This window comes from Mesorhizobium ciceri WSM4083, from assembly GCF_000519305.1.
GTDB classification, from domain to species: domain Bacteria; phylum Pseudomonadota; class Alphaproteobacteria; order Rhizobiales; family Rhizobiaceae; genus Mesorhizobium; species Mesorhizobium ciceri_B.
On record NZ_JAFG01000004.1, the window covers coordinates 357,948 to 378,885 of the forward strand.

General features: G+C 63.1%; 19 protein-coding genes. 16 read left to right on the forward strand and 3 right to left on the reverse strand.

All coding sequences use genetic code 11. The annotated features are described in order from the left end of the window. Position 1: 1 nt before the first annotated feature. The 3 genes from MESCI2_RS0107650 to MESCI2_RS0107660 all read right to left on the reverse strand — a co-directional run bounded on the left by MESCI2_RS0107650 (position 2) and on the right by MESCI2_RS0107660 (position 2,836). On the reverse strand, positions 2–967 hold the full coding sequence (locus MESCI2_RS0107650; protein ID WP_027036056.1) for a PDR/VanB family oxidoreductase: 966 nt from the start codon (positions 965–967) through the stop codon (positions 2–4). Further along, complete coding sequence (locus tag MESCI2_RS0107655) at positions 964–1,560, reverse strand: dimethylamine monooxygenase subunit DmmA family protein (protein ID WP_027036057.1); 597 nt, start codon at positions 1,558–1,560, stop codon at positions 964–966. Before MESCI2_RS0107655 ends, MESCI2_RS0107650 begins: the two co-directional genes overlap by 4 nt. A 142-nt stretch (positions 1,561–1,702) precedes the next feature. Continuing rightward, positions 1,703–2,836 carry an aminomethyltransferase family protein gene (locus tag MESCI2_RS0107660; protein WP_027036058.1) on the reverse strand — a complete coding sequence of 378 codons (1,134 nt, stop codon included), beginning with the start codon at positions 2,834–2,836 and terminating at the stop codon, positions 1,703–1,705. A 285-nt stretch (positions 2,837–3,121) separates the two neighbouring features. On the opposite strand from MESCI2_RS0107660, the gene MESCI2_RS0107665 reads away from it, so the two are divergent. From MESCI2_RS0107665 to MESCI2_RS0107740, 16 genes are all read left to right on the forward strand, one after another. Then, positions 3,122–3,409, forward strand: coding sequence for a hypothetical protein (locus MESCI2_RS0107665; protein ID WP_027036059.1), 288 nt, complete (start codon positions 3,122–3,124; stop codon positions 3,407–3,409). Between the two features lie 12 nt (positions 3,410–3,421). Further along, positions 3,422–3,799 carry a hypothetical protein gene (locus MESCI2_RS0107670; protein WP_013532899.1) on the forward strand — a complete coding sequence of 126 codons (378 nt, stop codon included), beginning with the start codon at positions 3,422–3,424 and terminating at the stop codon, positions 3,797–3,799. A gap of 36 nt (positions 3,800–3,835) precedes the next feature. Then, a complete protein-coding gene (locus MESCI2_RS1000000136605) occupies positions 3,836–3,997 on the forward strand; it encodes a hypothetical protein (RefSeq protein ID WP_013532900.1) in 162 nt (53 codons plus the stop codon). A 14-nt stretch (positions 3,998–4,011) separates the two neighbouring features. Beyond that, complete coding sequence (locus tag MESCI2_RS0107680; protein ID WP_027036060.1) at positions 4,012–5,406, forward strand: APC family permease; 1,395 nt, start codon at positions 4,012–4,014, stop codon at positions 5,404–5,406. Between the two features lie 45 nt (positions 5,407–5,451). Further along, positions 5,452–6,141, forward strand: coding sequence for a hypothetical protein (locus tag MESCI2_RS0107685; protein WP_027036061.1), 690 nt, complete (start codon positions 5,452–5,454; stop codon positions 6,139–6,141). Beyond that, positions 6,138–6,461: a hypothetical protein gene (locus MESCI2_RS0107690; RefSeq protein ID WP_027036062.1), complete on the forward strand. Its 324-nt coding sequence runs from the start codon at positions 6,138–6,140 to the stop codon at positions 6,459–6,461. Before MESCI2_RS0107685 ends, MESCI2_RS0107690 begins: the two co-directional genes overlap by 4 nt. A gap of 103 nt (positions 6,462–6,564) precedes the next feature. Then, positions 6,565–7,461 (forward strand): class II glutamine amidotransferase, encoded by an 897-nt coding sequence (locus MESCI2_RS0107695; protein ID WP_027036063.1) that lies wholly within the window; start codon positions 6,565–6,567, stop codon positions 7,459–7,461. Between the two features lie 4 nt (positions 7,462–7,465). Continuing rightward, a complete protein-coding gene (locus tag MESCI2_RS0107700; protein WP_027036064.1) occupies positions 7,466–8,191 on the forward strand; it encodes a GXGXG domain-containing protein in 726 nt (241 codons plus the stop codon). Between the two features lie 6 nt (positions 8,192–8,197). Continuing rightward, entirely contained in the window at positions 8,198–9,526 is a 1,329-nt protein-coding gene (locus MESCI2_RS0107705; RefSeq protein ID WP_023808740.1) for an FMN-binding glutamate synthase family protein, read from the forward strand. 61 nt (positions 9,527–9,587) lie between these two features. Beyond that, a complete protein-coding gene (glnT, locus tag MESCI2_RS0107710; RefSeq protein ID WP_024502590.1) occupies positions 9,588–10,895 on the forward strand; it encodes a type III glutamate--ammonia ligase in 1,308 nt (435 codons plus the stop codon). A gap of 92 nt (positions 10,896–10,987) precedes the next feature. Then, positions 10,988–12,241, forward strand: a complete 1,254-nt coding sequence (locus tag MESCI2_RS0107715) for a sarcosine oxidase subunit beta family protein (protein ID WP_027036065.1) — start codon at positions 10,988–10,990, stop codon at positions 12,239–12,241. A gap of 17 nt (positions 12,242–12,258) precedes the next feature. Beyond that, entirely contained in the window at positions 12,259–12,534 is a 276-nt protein-coding gene (locus MESCI2_RS0107720; protein ID WP_027036066.1) for a sarcosine oxidase subunit delta, read from the forward strand. Continuing rightward, a complete protein-coding gene (locus MESCI2_RS0107725) occupies positions 12,534–15,515 on the forward strand; it encodes a sarcosine oxidase subunit alpha (protein WP_027036067.1) in 2,982 nt (993 codons plus the stop codon). Before MESCI2_RS0107720 ends, MESCI2_RS0107725 begins: the two co-directional genes overlap by 1 nt. After that, the gene (locus tag MESCI2_RS0107730; protein WP_027036068.1) at positions 15,508–16,137 is read left to right on the forward strand and encodes a sarcosine oxidase subunit gamma; all 630 of its coding nucleotides are present in this window, start codon (positions 15,508–15,510) and stop codon (positions 16,135–16,137) included. The genes MESCI2_RS0107725 and MESCI2_RS0107730 overlap by 8 nt, the downstream gene beginning before the upstream one ends. Positions 16,138–16,404: 267 nt before the next feature. After that, on the forward strand, positions 16,405–18,774 hold the full coding sequence (locus MESCI2_RS0107735) for a DUF1989 domain-containing protein (RefSeq protein WP_027036069.1): 2,370 nt from the start codon (positions 16,405–16,407) through the stop codon (positions 18,772–18,774). Positions 18,775–19,161: 387 nt separating this feature from the next. Then, positions 19,162–20,871 carry an APC family permease gene (locus MESCI2_RS0107740; protein WP_027036070.1) on the forward strand — a complete coding sequence of 570 codons (1,710 nt, stop codon included), beginning with the start codon at positions 19,162–19,164 and terminating at the stop codon, positions 20,869–20,871. The last annotated feature ends 67 nt before the right edge of the window (positions 20,872–20,938 follow it).

Consider the following 20,938-nt stretch of genomic DNA (forward strand, 5'->3'; position numbering starts at 1 on the left):
CCTAGCGCTCCAGGACCAGCGACCGGCCTTCGAAGCGCGACACGCAGGGCATGATCTTCTTGCCCGAACGGTGCTCTTCCTCACTCAGCCAGTGGTCGTTGTGGATGAACTTGCCGTCGCAAGAAATGACGTTGGTCTCGCACTGGCCGCAGACGCCGCCGCGGCAGAGATAGGGCGGATCGACGCCGGCCGCCTCGATCGCCTCAAGCAGGCTCTGCTGCTCATCGACGCGGATCGTCTTGCCGCTGACGGCGAGCGTCACGTCGAAAGGCAGTCCGGGCTGGGGTGCCGCGAAATGTTCGAAATGCACGGTTTCCGCCGGCCAGCCAAGGCTTGCCGCGCGATCGCGTACCCAGTTGATCATGCCGGCCGGGCCGCAGACATAGAGATGCGTGCCGAGCGGCTGCGTCGACAGCAAGCGGTCGAGTTCGATGCGCTCGTCAAGGTCGTCATGATAGAGCCTGACCCGGCGGTCGTAGCGCTCGCGCAGCACATCGGCGTAGGTGCCAAGCGATGCGGTGCGGCAGGTGTAGTGCAGTTCGAAATTGCCGCCTTCCGCCGCCAGTTGCGCGGTCTGCGCCATGAACGGCGTGATGCCGATGCCGCCGGCCAGCATCAGGTGCTTCTTGGCCCGCAGGTCGAGCGAGAACAGGTTGACCGGGTAGCTGACCACCATCTCCATGCCGGTCTTGACGCTCCGGTGCATGAACAGCGAGCCGCCACGGCCGACATCGTCGCGGCGTACCGAGATCGTGTATTCGCGCGTATCGAGCGGCGAACCCATCAGCGAATAGGGATTGAGCCTGGTGCGTTCGCCCTCGCGCATCTCGACCACGACATGGGCGCCGCCGGAAAAGGTCGGCAAAAGCTCGCCGTCGCGTCGGCGGAAATGAAAACGGGTAACGAGGTCGTTGACCGGGACGACATCGCTGACGACGACATCGAGTTTTGTTGTTCCGGTGCTCATCGGAAAATCTCCTCCATCGGAGGAATCTCCGAGCGATCTTCCGCATTGATGCAGACGCCCTGGAAGGCAGCGATGCGCCTTGAATAGTGATCGCGCACCAGAAGCAGCAGGCCGCAATGCGCGCAGGTTGCCGGCTGCGTCGTGACATTCTCGGTGATGCCCTTGCAGTGGACGCATTGCATGCGCCGCGCCAGCGAACCGCGATGCTCGGTCTGGATCGAGGTGTGGTCGATGCCGGCCTCAAGCGCCACCTGCATCGCCTGGCCGATCAGACCCTCAGTGCCGGCGAGGTAGAGGCGCAGGCCCATATGCGCGTTGGCCAGTGTCTGCCTGAGCCGTGGCAGCAGGCTGGCGAAGGACGGCGCCTGATGGAGCTGCGCCGATTTCAGCGCTTCGAGGGCGGCGGTGTGTTTGCCGTGAGGTCCGGGAATGAAGACGATTTCAGCGTCGCCGAAAAACCCGGGCGGCGCCCTCCCGGCCATCTCCGCGATCGCCAGCGCCCCTTCCGCATCGGCGATAAAAAGATGATGCTTGCCGGGCTGCGGAGACAAGGTTCCGTAAACAGGCCGGCTGATGATGCTTTTGGCTGCCATTTAAGTCTTCGTGCCTTCGAGCGCTTCACCGTTTCATAGAAACGGCGGACCGCTCTATCTCTTTGCTTTGACGCAATTCCGGACGGAAAACTGTTTCACACTTTTCCTGGAATTGCTCGAACCCCTCGGTGTTGACTATGCCTCAACCTTTCGCCGTGCGCTTGATCTTCTTGGGATCGTCGAATGGCAATGGCTGGGCGGTCGCCTTGATGGCACCGCTCTTGTTGCGGATTTCGAGCTTGGTGTCCTTGACCGCACAGTCGACGTCGAGGCGGGCGATGCCCATCGATTTCTCGACCAGCGGCGAATACATGGCGCAGGTCACCACGCCGACCTTTTTGCCGTCGCGATAGACCGGCGCACCCTCATCGGCCGGCTCCTTGCCGTCGAGCAAGACGCCATAGATCTTGAAGCGTTCCTTGCCTTTCAGGCGATAGTGCTCCTCGGCACCGCGAAAGCCGGTCTTGCCGGGGCTGACGGTGAAGTCGAGGCCGAGTTCCCACAGCGTGTCGCCAGGGCCTTCATTGTCGAACGGATACTTTTGGGAATTGTCGTAGGGATAGAAGAGCAGATAACTTTCGACGCGCAGCATGTCGAGCGTGGTGAAGCGGCACGGAATGATGCCGGCGCTCTTGCCCTCGTCGAGGATCCTGTCCCAGATCGTGCCGGCATCCTGGCCACGGCAGAAGATCTCGTAGCCGCGCTCGCCGGTATAGCCGGTGCGCGATATCATCACGGGCAAGCCGAACAGCTGCGTCTGCATGTGATGGAAATAGTTGAGGTCGCGAATACCAGGCACGTGCTTGGCCAGATAATCGACTGATGTCGGACCCTGCAGCGACAGATCGTGCAGATTGTCGTCGAAGCGCAGCGAGACGTCGCGGCCCATAGCCGCCCGCTGCAATTCCTCATGGCCGGTGCCAGAACCATGCACCACCATCCAGGAATTCGGTCCCGTGCGGTAGAGGATGCAATCGTCGGTGAATTTTCCCGCTTCGTTCAGCATGCAGGCATAGGCCGACTTGCCGGGATAGATCTTTTCGACATCGCGTGTCGTCACCAGGTCGATCAGGTGTGAGGCATGCGGCCCGGTGATGTGGACTTTCTTGAGGCCGGAGACATCCATCAGGCCGGCCTTGGTGCGGATGGCGATGTACTCCTCGTCGGCATCCTTGTCGTAGGTCCAGGCGGTTCCCATGCCGCTCCAGTCTTCGAGCTTCGAACCGAGCGCTCGGTGCCGATCCGCCAGGGTCGAAAATCTCCAGGATGCCGTCATCCGCTCGTCCTCCGTTTCGATAATGCTCTGCTGTTCCCTGCCCCCTGCGCAGCGGCGGGAGCTTTGGCCGAATATTGATCGCAAACCTCCGGGCGCCGCAATACCCATAAGCAATTAATTTCATTGTCAGGCAAAATCCGCCGCGCAAACCAAACGGTAACCCCGCGTAAATCGCGCTTGACAATTGCGAGATTCAGACAGAATTTATGAAAAAAATTTCACTCTGTTGAAAGAGGACGACGGACGGGGGATTCGGAACCGGACGGCGGAAAAGGGGAGAAACCGATGTCAGACATGCAACAGCGCATCGAAGCGCTGTATCGTTCCGACGTGCGCGGAGCCGCGCTCTTGATCGTCTGCCTGTGGGCGACGATTCTCTTCGTCCTCCTCATGACATGGCCCTACATCCCGCACAGCGGCATCAAGGCCGTGGTCGCGATCGCCGCCGCCGCCGTGCTGATCTTCAACACGGCCGCCATCCTGGCGATGGTCAAGCACTACAAGGAAGACAAGGAATTCATCTACGGGCTCGATATCAAGAACGCCGACGCGTTCCGCAACCGCAAGTCCTGAGGGGTAGAAGAGATGTCCCGCTACACGCCGCCGGAACAAAGCAAGGCCGGGCAGGTTTTCGACATCGCCGTCGTCGTCGTCGCCATTTTCGTGGCGCTGTGGCTACCGCTCAAGCTGGGCCTCGCCGGCGCGGCGAAATCCATCGACGCGCTCGACGCCAAGACCTGGGAAGCGCTAGGCCAGAACCCGACCATGGCGTCTATCTGGGAAAAGCTCGGCTATACGCCCGAGACCGCGCACGACATCATCCAGAACCGCTTCCACTATGTCATCGACTGGCCGACGCTGATCATCATGGCGGCGGTGCTGATCGGTTATTTCGTCTTCCTGTTTCGTGCATCGGACCGCGAATATCGCGACGTCATCAACGAAAAATTCGACGACAAGTAAGAGTTCTGAGGACGATCTAATTCGGGGAACACGATCATGTGGGTGGCACTCTCTTACGCATGCTGGGGCATCTCGATCGTGCTCGCTTTGTGGATGCTCTACGACTGGTTCAAGGTCGACACGACCTTCTCCGAAGAGGTGCTGACCTCCTCGCGCGAAGGCGAACTGGAAGCCACTTCCGAAAAACACCGGATCTGAGTGAGGATTGAACAATGACGATCGCACTTGAACCGGCTGCCCAAGGGGACAGAGTTTCACTCCTGCGCGTGCTCGGACCGGCCCATGTCTGGGCGCTCGGCGTCGGCATCGTCCTGGTCGGCGAATTCACCGGCTGGAATTTCTCGGCCGACAAGGGTGGCGCACTGGCCGCGCTGATCGTCTGCTGGGTCGTCGGATTGCTCTACACCTCGGTCGCCATGATCGATTCCGAGGTGACATCGACCGTCGCCGCCGCCGGCGGCCAGTATGCGCAGGCAAAGCACATCGTCGGACCGCTGATGGCGTTCAATGTCGCGCTGTTCCTGGTCTTTGCCTACACCATGCTCGAAGTGTCCGACGCCATCCTGCTCGGCGACACCATCGTCGCCAAGGCCGGCGTCGAAGGGCTCACCCACAATTCCTTCATCGCCGCCACCATCGTCGTTCTGGCGTGGCTGAACTATCGCGGCGTGCTGATGACGCTCAACGTCAACTTCGTCATCACAGCGGTCGCCTATATCTCGATCGTCATCCTGTTCTTTTCGGTCAGCCCGTGGACGCAAGGCGCGGTGCTGAAGCTGAACGAACTGGTTACGCCCGGCAATGCGCTCCCCTATGGCTGGATCGGCGTCATCGCCGCCTTCCAGTTCGGCATCTGGTACTATCTCGGCATCGAGGGCACCACGCAGGCCGCCGAGGAAGTGCGCTCGCCGGCGCGTTCGCTGCCTTACGGCACCATGGCCGGCATGATCACGCTTTTGATCGCCGCAGCCATGACCTGGTATGTCTGCGCCTCGATGATGCCGTGGGAATATCTGGGCATCACCTACTATCCGCTGTGGGACGCGGGCAAGCTGACCGGCAGTCCGCTGCTCGAGAACCTGCTGTTCGTTGCCACGCTGCTTGCCGCACTGGCGTCGGCCAATGGCTGCATCAACGACGCGGCGCGCGCATGGTTTTCGCTCGGCCGTGACCGCTATCTGCCGACCTGGTTCTCGGCGGTGCATCCGAGATACCGCACGCCCTATCGCTCGATCCTGTTCCTGCTGCCGATCGCGCTGGCCTTCGCCTTCATCGCCGACCTCAACCAGGCGATCACCTTCTCGATCCTGTCGGGTGTCCTGCAATACACGTTCATGAGCATCAACATCATGATGTTCCGCAGGAAGTGGCCGCTGGGCTCGATCCGGCGCGGCTACACGCACCCCTTCCATCCGATCCCGGCCATCGTGCTGTTTTGCCTGTGCGTGGTGACCTTCTTCGCCATCTTCCTCGGCTTCGGCTCGCAACTGATCGCCATGGTCGCCTTCTACTTCCTGATCTCACTGTGGTTCCATTTCTATCGCTACAAATTCGTGCGGCGTGGCGATCAGTTCACCATGCCATGGCCGAAGCCGCAGGGTTATTGATGGGAGTAGGCCGGTCCGTATCCTGGATGGGCGTGGCATGAGAAAATGTCCGAGCTGACATCAGCACTGCTGGCCGGAGCCATTGTCCTGGCTGTCGTTCTCCACCTTGCCTGGCAGGCGCGTGCCGGCCGCAGCAGGGCATCGATGGCGCTCGCCGTCGAGCAGGGCCGCATCCGCACAGTCATCGCCGACGCAGCCAATGTTTCGGACGGCACCGCCGGCGTCATCACCTGGGAAGGATCCTGGAACAGCCAACGCGTCCAGGTACGCACCATCGTCGATACCTTGGCGACGCGGAAACTGCCGGCGCGCTGGCTTAGTGTTTCGATCACCGAAGAGGTCGCGGTGCCGGCGACGTTTGACATGATGATGCGGCCGGGCTCGCCGACGACCTTTTCCAATTTCGATCATCTTGAGCACACGCTGCCCAAGGCTCCGGGATTTCCTGCCGAGGCGGTGCTGCGCACCGACCGGAGGGCGGCGCGCTTTCCGCAAGGCCTCATTGCCAGCCATATCGAGATCTTTTCCCAGGGGCGCGCCAAGGAATTGCTGATCACCCCCAAGGGTATACGCATCGTCTGGCTGCTGGCGGAGGCCGAGCGGGCGCGTTATGGCGTCTTCCGGCAAGCCGAATTCGGCGACGCCACACTCGATCCCGCGCTGATCGAAAGACTGCTGGTGTCGGTGTCGGCGCTTCGCGACGCGATCAACAAAAGCGAACGGCAGGCCGCATGACCAGTTCCGCCACTGCACCCACCAGCCCCTATCTGGTTCTCGGCGCCGCAATCGTGCTGCCGGCAAGCGGGCATGTCATTCTGGGCGTACCGGTGCGCGGGCTGCAGTTCCTTTTCTTCATGGTGATCCTGGCATGGGTGACGGCCAAGATCGCGCCGCCTGACGCCAGTTTTGTCGGCCGTCACGCCGGCGGCTTTCTCATCTATGCCTTGTCGATCCTGGACGCCTACAAGCTCGCCCGCATCCGCACCGCCAAATGGGTTCACAACGCCCGGCAAGGCAACGAAAGTGGACAGAGCGGTGTTGAGTCGCATAGGTAACTAGAGGAATATTTTTTTCATACGATTGAATTTGTACAGCTCATTCGATACATCATCTCTCAGCTACAAACGATCTCTTCGCTACAAACACCGGGAGGCTGACATGTGTGGAATTGTCGGACTGTTTTTGAAGGACAAGTCGCTGGAGCCCCAGCTTGGTGCGATGCTGTCGCAGATGCTGATCTCGCTCAGCGATCGCGGTCCCGACAGCGCCGGCATCGCCATCTATGGCGCGCCTTCCAAGAACGAGGCCAAGATCACCATCCAGTCGGCCAGGCCCGACCGCGATTTCCGCGGCCTCGAGGCGGAGCTCGCCAAGGCCATCGGCACGCCGGTGACGATGGCGGTGAAATCCACCCATGCGGTCGTCAGGACCACGCCCGCCAAGATCGATGAGGCGCGCGAAACCATCCAGGCGCTGCGCCCCGACATCCGCATCATGGGCGCCGGCGACGTGGTCGAGATCTACAAGGAAGTCGGCCTGCCCGAGGCAGTGGTCGACCGCTTCGATGTCCGCAAGATGACCGGCACGCATGGCATCGGCCATACCCGCATGGCCACGGAATCGGCGGTGACGACGATGGGCGCGCATCCGTTCTCGACCGGCGCCGACCAGTGCCTGGTGCACAATGGTTCGCTGTCCAACCACAACAATGTCCGCCGCGAACTGATCCGCGAAGGCATGACCTTCGAGACCGAGAACGACACCGAGGTCGCGGCCGCCTACCTCTCGTCGCAGATGGCGCATGGCAAGAATCTCGGCGAAGCGCTGGAAGGCACGCTCTCCGACCTCGACGGCTTCTTCACCTTCGTCGTCGGCACCAAGAACGGTTTTGGCGTGGTGCGCGACCCGATCGCCTGCAAGCCCGCCGTGATGGCCGAAACCGACCAGTATGTCGCCTTCGGCTCGGAATATCGCGCGCTGACCAAACTGCCGGGCATAGACAATGCGAGGGTCTGGGAACCCGAGCCCGCAACCGTCTATTTCTGGGAGCATTGAATTCATGCCGGCAACCACGCTTTCAAAGACCGCAGCACACGACCCTCGGGTCTTCGATCTCGACCAGCTGTCGCTGCGCGAACTCAATCAGGCGCTTCACAATCTGGCGCCGGGTTCGAACGAAACGGCATGGGAAGTGCTGAACCCGAAAGGCAGCCATTCGGTGGCCGTCGGCGTCGACCAGCCTGTTGCCATCGATGTGCGCGGCAGCGTCGGCTACTACTGCGGCGGCATGAATTCCGGCAGCACCATCACCGTGCATGGTTCGGCAGGCCCCGGCGTCGGCGAGAACATGATGTCGGGCTCGATCACCATCAAAGGCGACGCCAGCCAATATGCCGGCGCCACCGGCAAGGGCGGCCTGCTGGTCATCGAAGGCAACGCCTCGTCGCGCTGCGGCATTTCGATGAAGGGCATCGACATCGTCGTCCACGGCAATATCGGCCATATGTCGGCTTTCATGGCGCAGTCGGGCAATCTGGTGGTGCTGGGCGATGCCGGCGACGCGCTGGGCGATTCCATTTACGAGGCGCGGCTCTTCGTGCGCGGCAAGGTCGAAAGCCTCGGTGCCGACTGCATCGCCAAGGAGATGCGGACCGAGCATCTGGAATTGCTGCAAGGCCTGCTCGACCGTGCCGGCATCACCGGCGTCAAGCCGTCGGAGTTCAAGCGTTACGGTTCGGCGCGCACGCTCTACAATTTCAATATCGACAACGCCGACGCGTATTGAGGCAGCATGACCTATCGCAACCCGCCGACGACGCCGCGCAAATCCGCGACCTTCGACGACTACACACTTTCCGAGATCCGCCGTGCCGCGGCGACCGGCATCTATGATATCCGTGGCGCCGGCGCCAAGCGCAAGCTGCCGCATTTCGACGACCTTCTGTTCCTCGGTGCCTCGATCTCGCGTTACCCGCTCGAAGGCTATCGCGAGCGCTGCGACACATCAGTCGTGCTCGGTTCGCGCCATGCCAAGAAGCCGATCGAGCTGAAAATCCCGATCACCATCGCCGGCATGAGCTTCGGCTCGCTGTCGGGCCCCGCCAAAGAAGCGCTCGGGCGTGGCGCGACCCTGTCGGGCACCTCAACCACCACCGGCGACGGCGGCATGACCGAGGAAGAACGCGGCCATTCCAAGCAGCTGGTCTATCAATATCTGCCGTCGCGCTACGGCATGAACCTGCGCGATTTGCGCCGCGCCGATGCGATCGAGGTGGTCGTCGGCCAGGGCGCCAAGCCGGGCGGCGGCGGCATGCTGCTTGGCCAGAAGATTTCCGACCGTGTCGCGGAAATGCGTACGCTGCCGAAAGGCATCGACCAGCGCTCGGCCTCGCGCCATCCGGACTGGACCGGACCCGACGATCTCGAGATCAAGATCCTCGAACTGCGCGAGATCACCGACTGGGAAAAGCCGATCTACGTCAAGGTCGGCGGCGCCCGGCCCTACTACGACACAGCGCTTGCCGTTAAGGCCGGCGCCGATGTCGTTGTCGTCGACGGCATGCAGGGCGGCACCGCCGCCACCCAGGAAGTGTTCATCGAAAATGTCGGTATGCCGACGCTTGCCTGCATCAGGCCGGCGGTACAGGCGCTGCAGGATCTGGGCATGCACCGCAAGGTGCAGTTGATCGTCTCCGGTGGTATCCGCAACGGCGCCGATGTCGCCAAGGCGCTGGCGCTCGGCGTCGACGCGGTCTCGATCGGCACGGCTGCCCTTGTCGCGCTCGGCGACAACGATCCGCGCTGGGAGGCGGAGTATAACGAACTCGGCACCACGGCCGGCGCCTATGACGACTGGCACGAGGGGCGCGACCCCGCCGGTATCACCACACAGGACCCGGAGTTGATGAAGCGGGTCGACCCGGTGGCCGCCGGACGCCGGCTGGCGAACTACCTCAAGGTGATGACGCTGGAAGCGCAGACCATCGCCCGTGCCTGCGGCAAGAACAGCCTGCACAATCTTGAACCCGAGGACCTCGTCGCGCTGACGATCGAGGCAGCCGCCATGGCCGGCGTGCCGCTGGCCGGCACCAACTGGATACCGGGGAAGAACGGCTTCTAATCAACGAAGGGCCGATACCCGCATACTCGGGAACAACAATCGACAAAAATGGGGAACTACCGTGGCAACTGATCTTGCAGAATTCGCAAGGGCGAAAAACGTCAAATATTTCATGATTTCCTACACTGACCTGTTCAGTGGTCAGCGTGCCAAACTGGTGCCGGCACAGGCGATATCAGACATGCAGAAGGACGGCGCCGGCTTTGCCGGTTTCGCCACCTGGCTGGATCTGACGCCAGCACATCCCGACATGCTGGCGGTGCCGGATCCGGATTCGGTCATCCAGCTGCCGTGGAAGCCGGAGGTCGCCTGGGTCGCCGCCAACTGCATCATGGACGACAAGGAGGTCGACCAGGCGCCGCGCAACACGCTGAAGCGGCTGATCGCGGAAGCCGCCAGCGACGGCATGCACGTCAAGACCGGCGTCGAGGCCGAGTTCTTCCTGATCTCGCCTGACGGCAAGACGATTTCCGACGAATACGACACGGCCTCAAAACCCTGCTACGACCAGCAAGCGGTGATGCGCCGCTACGACGTCATCGCCGAAATCTGCGACCACATGCTGGCGCTCGGCTGGGGCGCCTACCAGAACGACCACGAGGACGCCAACGGCCAGTTCGAGATGAACTGGGCCTTCGACGACGCGCTGGCGACCGCCGACAAGCACTCGTTCTTCAAGTTCATGGTCAAGTCGATCGCGGAAAAGCATGGCCTTCGCGCGACTTTCATGCCCAAACCCTTCCAGGGCCTGACCGGCAATGGCTGCCATGCCCATATCTCGGTCTGGGACAAGGCCGGCAAGACCAACGTCTTCGCCGACAATTCGATGGAGCTCGGCCTGTCGGCCAAGGGTAGGAACTTCCTTGGCGGCATTATGAAGCATGCCTCGGCACTGGCCGCCATCACCAATCCGACGGTGAATTCCTACAAGCGCATCAACGCGCCGCGCACCATTTCGGGCGCGACATGGGCGCCGAACACAGTGACCTGGACCGGCAACAACCGCACCCACATGGTGCGCGTGCCCGGCCCCGGCCGCTTCGAGTTGCGCCTGCCGGATGGTGCGGCCAACCCCTATCTCCTGCAGGCTGTCATCATCGCCGCCGGCCTCGACGGCATCCGCTCGAAGGCCGATCCCGGCAAGCGCTACGACATCGACATGTACCAGCATGGGCACACGGTGAAGGGCGCGCCGAAGTTGCCGCTCAACCTGCTCGACGCGTTGCGCGAGTTCGACAAGGACAAATCGCTCAAGGCGGCGCTGGGTGAGGAATTCTCGTCGGCCTACCTAAAGCTGAAGCACCAGGAATGGAATTCCTATGCTTCGCACTTCACGCAATGGGAGCGCGACCACACGCTGGATATCTAGAGCATCGGACCGAAAAGTGCGTAGCGGTTTTCGGACGAATCCGATGCGTCGAGGAAGACCCAGCGTGACGCGAGCGACCTCGGAATGAACTGATGAAATATTCTATCTTCTCGCTCGCCCGCGCCGCCCTGTCCGGCCACAAGAACTGGCAGCGCACCTGGCGCGACGCCACGCCGAAGGACCGCTACGACGTGGTGATCATCGGCGGCGGCGGCCACGGGCTTGCCACCGCCTGGTTCCTCGCCAGCGAGTACGGCATCAAGAATGTCGCCGTGCTCGAAAAAGGCTGGATCGGCTCCGGCAATGCCGGCCGCAACACCACCATCATCCGCTCCAATTACGGCCTGCCCGGCAACACCGGCTTCTACGAATTGTCGATGAAGCTGTGGGAGCGGATGGAGCAGGACCTCAACTACAATGCGATGGTCAGCCAGCGCGGCGTCATCAATCTCTACCACTCCGACGCGCAGCGCGACGCCTATGCGCGGCGCGGCAACACCATGCGCATCAACGGCATCGACGCCGAACTGCTCGACCTCGCCGCTGTCAGGAAAATGATACCGTTCCTGAACTTCGACAATGCGCGCTTTCCCGTGCAAGGCGGGCTGTTGCAGCGACGCGGCGGCACGGCACGTCATGATGCTGTTGTCTGGGGCTATGCGCATGCGGCGAGCGAACTCGGCGTCGACATCATCCAGAATTGCGAAGTCACTGGCTTCGTCAGGGACGCCAACGGCAAGGTGACCGGCGTCGAGACGTCGCGCGGCAAGATCGGCGCCGGCAAGGTCGGCATGGCGGTCGCGGGTTCCTCGTCGCGCGTCGCGGCAATGGCCGGCCTGCGCCTGCCGATCGAAAGCCATGTGCTGCAGGCCTTCGTCTCCGAGGCGATCAAGCCGCTCATCCCTGGCGTCATGACCTTCGGCGCCGGCCATTTCTACGTCAGCCAGTCCGACAAAGGTGGCCTGGTCTTCGGCGGCGATATAGACGGCTACAATTCCTACGCCCAGCGCGGCAACATGCCTGTCATGGAAGACGTCTGCGAGGGCGGCATGGCGCTGATGCCGATGATCGGCCGCGTGCGCCTGCTGCGCCAGTGGGGCGGCATCATGGACATGTCGATGGATGGCTCGCCGATCATCGACAAGACACCTGTCGACGGGCTCTATATCAACGCCGGCTGGTGCTATGGCGGCTTCAAGGCGACACCAGGCTCCGGCTTTGTCTTTGCCCATCTTCTGGCTCGCGACGAATCGCACAATGAGGCGGCACGGTTCCGCCTCGACCGGTTCCGGACTGGCGCCATGATCGACGAAAAGGGCCAGGGCGCCCAACCGAACCTGCATTGAAGGCGGTCTAGAACAGCATGCGCATTGTCTGTCCCTTCTGCGGCGAACGCGAGCTCGGCGAGTTCACCTATCTCGGCGACACCAAACCTGTGCGGCCCGAAGCCGGCGCCTCGGAAGACGAGGTCTTCGACTATGTCTATCTGCGCGACAACGTTGCCGGTGATACCAGCGAATACTGGTACCATGGCGGTGGCTGCCGGGCCTGGCTGAAGGTCACCCGCAACACGCTGACGCACGAGATCTCTTCAATCGAACCGGCGGCGGGCGCCGGCGCTGCGAAGGTTGACGCGTGATGGCCGGCGCGCAGACACACCGGCTCGGCAATGGCGGCCTTGTCGACCGCTCGGCACCGCTGAACTTCCGTTTCGACGGCAAGGCTTTCTCCGGCTTCCAGGGCGACACGCTCGCCTCGGCGCTGATCGCCAACGGCGTCAAGCTGGTCGGCCGCTCGTTCAAATACCATCGCCCGCGCGGCATCCTGACGTCAGGCTCGGAAGAACCCAACGCGCTGGTCGAACTGCGCACAGGCGCACGGCGCGAGCCGAACACCAAGGCGACCACAGCCGAACTCTATGATGGGCTTGAGGCCGCCAGCCAGAACCGCTGGCCGTCGCTGCGCCACGACGTGATGTCGGTCAACCAGCTGTTCGCGCCGATCTTCGTTGCCGGCTTCTACTACAAGACCTTCATGTGGCCGGCGAAATTCTGGGAGGCGATCTACGAGCCGGCGATCCGCCGCGCCGCCGGCCTTGGCCGCGCCGCCGGCGTCGCCGATCCCGACCACTACGACAAGGCATGGGCGCATTGCGATGTGCTGATCGCCGGTTCAGGCCCGACCGGTCTGGCCGCGGCATTGGCGGCCGGCCGCTCTGGCGCCCGCGTCATCCTGTGCGAAGAGGATTTCACACTCGGCGGCCGCTTGCTGTCGGATGGCGGTACGATCGATGGTGTGCCGGCAGCCGAATGGCTGTCGCGGACGCTGGCTGAACTGGCTGACATGCCCGATGTCCGTATCATGACCCGCACGACGCTGTTCGGCGTCTATGATGGCGGCACCTATGGGGCGATCGAGCGGGTCAACGACCACCTGCCCTCCCCGCCTCAGCATCAGGTGCGCCAGCGGCTGTGGCGGATCGTGGCAAAGCGCTGCGTCGTCGCGGCCGGCGCCATCGAACGGCCTATCGTCTTTGCCGGCAACGACACGCCCGGCGTGATGATGGCGTCCGCCATACGCACCTATGTCGCGCGCTATGCGGCGACACCGGCAAAGCGCCTCGCGCTGTTCACCAACAATGAGGATGGCTGGCGTACGGTCGAGACTGCACTCGGGGCCGGCCTGCAGATCGCGGCGGTCATCGATGCACGGCCCGAAATATCGCCGGCGCATCGTTCGCTGGCCTCCAAGGGCGGCTTCCCGGTGCTGCACGGTTCCGTCAGCGGCGTCGACGGCGGCAAGGACGGTGTCAGGAAAATCGCGGTGTCGCTCACCGGCGGCGCGCGCGCCGAGGTCGAAGCCGACGGCCTCGCGGTCTCCGGCGGCTGGAACCCGGCGGTCGGGCTGACCTCGTTCCATCGCGGCCGGCCGGCGTGGCGTGACGACATCTCCGCCTTCGTGCCGGACGGCGCGCCTCCCGGCATGGTCGCCGCCGGCGCCGCCAATGGCGATTTCGGCCTCGGCGCCTGCCTGAGCCAGGGATTTGCCGCCGGCGCGGCAGCGGCGCGTGACACCGGACATAGCGGCATAGTGGGTACCGCGCCTGCCGCCGACGACGAGGCATTCTCGCTGACGCCGCTCTGGCACGTCGCCGGCAAGGGCAAGGCTTTTGTCGATTACCAGCACGACGTCACCGCCTCCGACATCGAACTGGCGCAACGCGAAGGCTTTGAATCCGTCGAGCACCTGAAGCGCTACACGACGCTCGGCATGGCGACCGACCAGGGCAAGACCTCGAATGTCGCCGGCCTAGCCATCATGGCCGCGGTCAGCGGCCGTTCGATCCCCGAGACCGGCACGACGATCTACCGGCCGCCCTACGTGCCGGTCGCCATCGGCGCCTTCGCCGGCCATCACCGCGACGAGACGTTCCATGCGACGCGGCTGACGCCGTCGCACCACTGGGCCGTGGAGCAAGGTGCTGTCTTCGTCGACACCGGTCTGTGGAAGCGTGCGCAATGGTACCCGCGCGCCGGCGAGAAGGACTGGCTGGAATCGGTGACCCGCGAGGTCAAGGCGGTGCGCAGTGGCGTCGGTTTCTGTGATGTCTCGACGCTGGGCAAGATCGACGTGCACGGTCCGGATGCCGGCGCCTTCCTCGACCGCGTCTACATCAACACCTTCTCCAGCCTCGCCGTCGGCAAGGCGCGCTACGGGCTGATGCTGCGCGAGGACGGCATCGTCTATGACGACGGCACCACGTCGCGGTTGGCGGAGGACCATTACTTCCTGACCACCACCACGGCCAAGGCCGGGCTGGTGATGCAGCATCTCGAATTCTGCCGGCAGGTGCTGTTCCCGGAGCTCGACGTGCAGTTGACCTCGGTCTCCGACCAGTGGGCGCAATTCTCGATCGCCGGACCGAAAACGCGAGACCTGCTCAGGGAAATCGTCGACCCGTCGGAAGACCTGTCGAACGAAGGCTTTCCGTTCATGGGCGTGCGCGAAGTCGCACTTCGCGGCGGCCTGAGAGCGCGGCTGTTCCGTATCTCGTTCTCCGGTGAAATGGCGTTCGAGATTTCAGTGCCGGCGCGCTTCGGCGATGCCATGGCGCGCAATCTGATGCTGGCCGGCGCGCCGTTCGGCGTGACGCCTTACGGCACCGAGGCACTCGGCGTCATGCGCGTCGAAAAGGGCCACATTGCCGGACCGGAATTGAGCGGCACGACGACGGCGGCCGATCTTGGCCTGGGCAAGATGATGTCGACCAAGAAAGACTATATCGGCCGCGTCATGGCCGGACGCGAGGCGCTGGTAGCCCCGGACCGGCAGGTCGTCGTCGGCATCAGGCCGACGGACAGGACACGCCGCTTGCGCTCCGGCGCACACATCATCCCGAAGGGACAGACACCGGGACCGGGTAACGACCAAGGCTATGTCACCTCGGTCTGCTTCTCGCCGACATTGGATCAGTGGATCGGGCTCGCGCTTGTCGAACGCGGCCGCGAGCGCATCGGCGAGATCGTGCATGCGCATGATCCGTTGCGCGGCGAAGACTATGATGTCGAACTCTGCAATCCCGTCTTCTACGACCCGGATGGAGGGCGCCAGCGTGGTTGATTTTTCCTGGGCTCCCCGCAGTCCCCTTGAAAAGGCGCTTGTTGCCGGCGTGCATGGTGCACGCCGTATCGAGGCCGACGTCTCGCTGACCGAGATTCGCAACTTCGACCTCGTCCAGTTGATGGCGCGGCGCGGCAAAGGGACCGATCTGGCGAAAGCGGCCAAGGCCCGATTTGGCGTGGTGCCACCGGATGCGCCGAAGGTGGTACAGACTCCGGATGCCACGCTGATCTGGTCGGGACCGGATCAGTTCTTCGTCTTGTCGAAAGGCGGCAAGCACACAGTGCGAACGCTGGCGCCGGCATTGTCCGGGCCTGCCTCGCTGTCTGATCAATCGCATGCGCGCGTGCTGATCAGTATCTCCGGCGCCAAGGCGCGGACGATGCTCGCCAAGCTGTCGTCGATCGATTTGCATCCCGATGCGTTTCCGGTTGGCGCTGCTGCCGCGACCTCGATGGATCACACCAGTGTCACGCTGTGGCGCGGCAATGATCGGACGAATGGGCAGGCGGTGTTCAACGTTCTGGTGTTTGCGACGTTTGCCGAGAGCCTTTGGCATACGATGCTGGATTCGGGCGCGGAGTATGGCGTGGCGATCAGCCACAGCGAGAACTTGGCGTAGCGTTTGTGCGCGCCCTTCCCTTCTCCCCTTGTGGGAGAAGGTGGCCTCGCGAAGCGAGGTCGGATGAGGGGTGCTCCAGCTTGGCAAGGACGGTGCTCCGGCCAGCACCCCTCAACCGTCTCGGCGCTGCGCGCCGATCCACCTTCTCCCACAAGGGGAGAAGGGAAGAAGTGCGCTTCGCCTTGCCAAACGCACGCGCACTGCTATTCTTCCCGCTAAAATAATTTTACACACAGGCAAACTTGTTTCTCGAACCGCAAGGCTGAGATGAGCCAGTCGCCCTACCCCGCAATTGCAGCCGGACCACCGCGGCCGAGCCTCATCCTGAGGCCCGGCCAGATCGCGCTGCCGCCGGGCATGGAGCGTTATACGATCCATGGCAATGGCGCGGTGCTCATCGACATCGAGGCCGGCGACACGATCACCGTGCGCAATGTCGAGGGTGGCCAGGCCTGCGAGTTGCTGGCCTGGGACAGGACCGGAGCGACCGATCCCGGCATTTTTGGTGAAGCATCGAACAGCAACGCTGCCGGCATCAAGGCGATATTGGCCGAGGACGACGACAGCCTCGCATCGCTACGGAGCGGGCTCGCGCGCCGGCAGGTGCAGCTTGACCATGCCAAGGCGGTTCGCGTGTTCGGCGCAGCCACGCCCGCCGGCATTGAACAGGCTTTCACCGTCGCGCGCGATGGCGCGTTGCTGATTGCGGCCCCCGGCGGCCCGATGCTGGTCGACGGTCACGACACGGCGACGCCGCTGACCGCCATCGTCCGCCGCGCCACGATCCGCCCGGCGGCGAAATCGCTGTTAGCGGACCCGCTGGCCGACCCGGTGCTCGATTTGCGTGTGCACTCGGCTACCGCGGAGGCCTATTTCGTTAGGGCTGGCGACTATCTGCAGATCATCGATGTCGACGGGCGCCAATGCACCGACTTCCAGTGCTTTTCGGCCCGCAAGCTGGACAAGGGGCTCGACCATCCGCTCGACGTGACGACGACGCGCACGCTGATGGGCGCGAGCTACCCGATGCCCGGCCTGCATTCCAAATACTACGACCAGGACATGGAGCCGCTGGTCGAGGTTATCCAGGACACATGCGGCCGGCACGATGCCTTCGCGCTCGCCTGCGCCGCCAAATATTACGACGACATCGGCTATCCCGGCCACACCAACTGCTCGGAGAATTTCAACGGCGCTCTGGCCGGCAAGGGCGTCAATCCCCGCGCGGGCTGGATGGCGATCAACTTCTTCTTCAACACGGCGATCGACGCGCATGGCGTCATGGTGTCCGACGAGCCATGGTCGCGGGCGGGCGACTATGTGCTGCTCAGGGCGCTCACCGACATCGTCTGCGTTTCCTCCGCCTGCCCCGACGACACGACGCCGGCCAATGGCTGGAACCCGACCGACATCCATGTGCGGACCTATTCCGGCCAGCACAAATTCTCGCGAGCGATCGCCAGACGCATGACGCCCGATTCGGAACCGAAAATGACCCGCGAGACAGCTTTTCATTCGAGCTTTGCCAAGCACACCCGCAACTTCGGCGAGTACAGGGGCTATTGGCTCGCCAATTCCTTCGCCAAGGACGGGCCGATCGCCGAATACTGGGCCTGCCGGCAGGACGCGGTGATCATGGACCTGTCGCCGCTGCGCAAGTTCGAGGTCACCGGCCCGGATTCCGAGGCGCTGCTACAATACACGCTGACCCGCGACGTCAAGAAGCTCGGCGTCGGCCAGGTCGTCTACTCCGCCATGTGCTACGAGCATGGCGGCATGATCGACGACGGCACGCTGCTGCGGCTTGGCAAGGATAATTTCCGCTGGGTCGGCGGTGACGATCTGTCCGGCGAATGGCTGCGCGAGACGGCCGCCAAGCTGGGTCTCAACGTGCTGGTGCGCTCCTCCACCGACCAGATGCATAACGTCGCCGTGCAGGGTCCGAAGAGCCGCGACATCCTGCGAGAAGTGATCTGGACTTCGCCGCTGCAGCCGTCGATCGACGAACTCGAATGGTTCCGCTTCGCCGTCGCACGCATTGGTGGCGGCAACGGCATTCCGGTCGTGGTCTCGCGCACCGGCTATACTGGCGAGCTCGGCTACGAGATCTGGTGCCATCCGCGCGACGCCGAAAAGGTGTTCGACGCCATCTGGGAAGCCGGCCAGCCGCATGGGCTGAAGCCGATGGGGCTGCAGGCTCTCGACATGGTGCGCATCGAGGCCGGGCTGATCTTCGCCGGCTACGAATTTTCCGACCAGACCGATCCGTTCGAGGCGGGTATCGGCTTCACCGTGCCGCTGAAGAGCAAGACCGACGATTTCATCGGCCGCGAGGCGCTGATCCGCCGCAAGGAGCACCCGCAGACGAAGCTGGTCGGCCTCGACATCGACGCCAATGTCGACGTCGGCCATGGCGATTGCGTGCATGTCGGCCGCGCCCAGATCGGCGTGGTCACGTCGGGCATGCGTTCTCCGGTGCTGAACAAGACCATCGCGCTGGCCAGGCTCGACGTCACCCATTCGGCTGTCGGTACCGAGGTCGAGATCGGCAAGCTCGACGGCCATGCCAAGCGGCTGCCGGCGCGCGTCGTCGCCTTCGCCCACTACGATCCGCAAAAGACCAAACCACGCTCCTGACGGCCTTCCTCCCAAGACAGTGAGGCCATCTGGCAGCCTGTGATAGGAATTTTTTCTTGACTGCTGAGGGCAGCTATGCTACATATTCGTCCATGGTGCTGATTTGCGCCGCGACCCGCCTCCGGCGGGTTTTTCATTTCCAGCCCCCTCGTCCTTTTCCGAACAATCCGCCCGCGGCAGTGTCAAGCTGACATGTTTCGCAAGCGTGATGTGCACGGCGCGACAATTCGCTTGACCTGAAAGCGCGCCGGATCAATCTTCACTGTTAAGAAAAAAATACGACTGACTGGAAACACCGGCAGTCGAACAATGCATGCGTCGATGGTGAAGCCTCGCGAAGCCGCGGCGGTCACGAACGGGGAACATCAAAATGGGGAACAAAGACATATGAGCACGATAACGACTGTCCTGGAGCCGCTTGCCGAAGGCAAGTTGCACCGAAATATCGACTGGCGCGGCGCCTTCTGGGTGGCGAGCGGTGTGCCTGCCCTCGTCCTGTTCTCGATCGGCGGCATTGCCGGCACGACCGGCACGCTGGCCTTCGCGATCTGGATCTTCTCCATGATCATGGGCTTCCTGCAATCCTTCACCTATGCCGAAATCGCCGGACTGTTTCCGAACAAGTCGGGCGGTGCGTCGATCTACGGCGCCACCGCATGGCTGCGCTATTCCAAGTTCATCGCGCCGCTGTCGGTGTGGTGCAACTGGTTCGCCTGGTCGCCGGTGCTGTCGCTCGGCTGCTCGATCGCCGCCGCCTATATCCTCAACGCGTTGGCGCCGGTGCCGCTGTTCACCGAAACCTCGCCCGATGTCGTCGCCTATATCGCGGCGCATGCCGGGACGAGTGCCGCCGACGCCATCACGGCGGTGACCGCCGCGGCAACGCCGGTGATCCGCAACTGGACGCTCTACAGCCACACGCTGGGTCCGGTCTCGTTCACCCTCAACGCGACCTTCTTCATCGGTGCGGTGCTGATGCTGATCATCTTCGCCATCCAGCATCGCGGCATCCTCGGCACTGCCAACGTGCAGAAATATATTGGCCTGCTGGTCATCATCCCGATGTTGATCGTCGGCGTGGTGCCGATCATCACCGGCCAGATCAACTGGGCGAATTTTTCGCCGCTGGTGCCGCTGGCGGCCGCCTATGCGCCCGAACCCGGCGCTTGGAACATCGCCGGCTGGACGCTGGTGCTTGGCGGCATGTTCATCGCCGCCTGGTCGACCTACGGCTTCGAGACCGCCGTCTGCTACACATCCGAGTTCAAGAACCCGGGCACCGACACGTTCAAGGCGATCTTCTATTCCGGCCTTTTGTGCATGCTGCTGTTCATCCTGGTGCCGTTCACCTTCCAGGGCGTGCTTGGCCTCAACGGCATGCTGGCGACACCGATCGTCGACGGCTCCGGTGTCGCCGACGCGCTGGCCGGCATGGTCGGCGGCGGCGCACTGGTCCACAGCCTCTTGGTGATGCTGATGATCCTGGCGCTGGTTCTGTGCATCATGACGGCCATGGCCGGCTCTTCGCGCACGCTCTACCAGGGCTCGGTCGATGGCTGGCTGCCGCGCTATCTCAGCCATGTCAACGAACATGGCGCGCCGACGCGGGCAATGTGGACCGATCTCGTCTTCAACCTGATCGTGCTGGCCATCGCCTCTGCCGACGCGACGAGCTTCTTCTTCATCCTCGCCGTGTCGAACTGCGGCTATATCATCTTCAACTTCCTCAACCTCAACGCCGGCTGGATCCACCGCATCGACAACGGCCATATCGCCCGGCCCTGGAAAGCACCGAGCTGGTTGCTCGGCGTCGGCGCGATCTTCGCCTATGTCAACATGATCTTCATGGGCGCCGGCGCCAAGGTGTGGAACCCGATGGCGCTGTGGGCCGGCCTGATCACGGCGGCCCTGATCATCCCGGTGTTCTGCTTCCGCCACTATATCCAGGACAAGGGCAAGTTCCCCGACCACATGCTGGCCGATCTCGGCATGACGGGGGCCGACCTCTCGGTTAGAAAGGCGGGCATACTGCCCTATCTGACGCTGGTCGCCGGCGTGGTGGTGATGCTGCTCGCCAACTGGTTCTTCGTCATCTGACCTCGTAAAAATGAAAAGGATCGGGCGCGCTACGGCGCGCCCGATCCTTTTCGACTGGCGTGATCGA

Coding starts and splice junctions, on each gene's coding strand:
- MESCI2_RS0107715 (WP_027036065.1), top strand. CDS start 10,988: ATGAAATATTCTATCTTCTCGCTCGCCCGCGCCGCCCTGTCCGGCCAC.
- MESCI2_RS0107720 (WP_027036066.1), top strand. CDS start 12,259: ATGCGCATTGTCTGTCCCTTCTGCGGCGAACGCGAGCTCGGCGAGTTC.
- MESCI2_RS0107735 (WP_027036069.1), top strand. CDS start 16,405: ATGAGCCAGTCGCCCTACCCCGCAATTGCAGCCGGACCACCGCGGCCG.
- MESCI2_RS0107700 (WP_027036064.1), top strand. CDS start 7,466: ATGCCGGCAACCACGCTTTCAAAGACCGCAGCACACGACCCTCGGGTC.
- MESCI2_RS0107690 (WP_027036062.1), top strand. CDS start 6,138: ATGACCAGTTCCGCCACTGCACCCACCAGCCCCTATCTGGTTCTCGGC.
- MESCI2_RS0107725 (WP_027036067.1), top strand. CDS start 12,534: ATGGCCGGCGCGCAGACACACCGGCTCGGCAATGGCGGCCTTGTCGAC.
- MESCI2_RS0107685 (WP_027036061.1), top strand. CDS start 5,452: ATGTCCGAGCTGACATCAGCACTGCTGGCCGGAGCCATTGTCCTGGCT.
- MESCI2_RS0107670 (WP_013532899.1), top strand. CDS start 3,422: ATGTCCCGCTACACGCCGCCGGAACAAAGCAAGGCCGGGCAGGTTTTC.
- MESCI2_RS0107665 (WP_027036059.1), top strand. CDS start 3,122: ATGTCAGACATGCAACAGCGCATCGAAGCGCTGTATCGTTCCGACGTG.
- MESCI2_RS0107680 (WP_027036060.1), top strand. CDS start 4,012: ATGACGATCGCACTTGAACCGGCTGCCCAAGGGGACAGAGTTTCACTC.
- MESCI2_RS0107705 (WP_023808740.1), top strand. CDS start 8,198: ATGACCTATCGCAACCCGCCGACGACGCCGCGCAAATCCGCGACCTTC.
- MESCI2_RS0107695 (WP_027036063.1), top strand. CDS start 6,565: ATGTGTGGAATTGTCGGACTGTTTTTGAAGGACAAGTCGCTGGAGCCC.
- MESCI2_RS0107660 (WP_027036058.1), bottom strand. CDS start 2,836: ATGACGGCATCCTGGAGATTTTCGACCCTGGCGGATCGGCACCGAGCG.
- MESCI2_RS0107740 (WP_027036070.1), top strand. CDS start 19,162: ATGAGCACGATAACGACTGTCCTGGAGCCGCTTGCCGAAGGCAAGTTG.
- MESCI2_RS1000000136605 (WP_013532900.1), top strand. CDS start 3,836: ATGTGGGTGGCACTCTCTTACGCATGCTGGGGCATCTCGATCGTGCTC.
- MESCI2_RS0107655 (WP_027036057.1), bottom strand. CDS start 1,560: ATGGCAGCCAAAAGCATCATCAGCCGGCCTGTTTACGGAACCTTGTCT.
- MESCI2_RS0107650 (WP_027036056.1), bottom strand. CDS start 967: ATGAGCACCGGAACAACAAAACTCGATGTCGTCGTCAGCGATGTCGTC.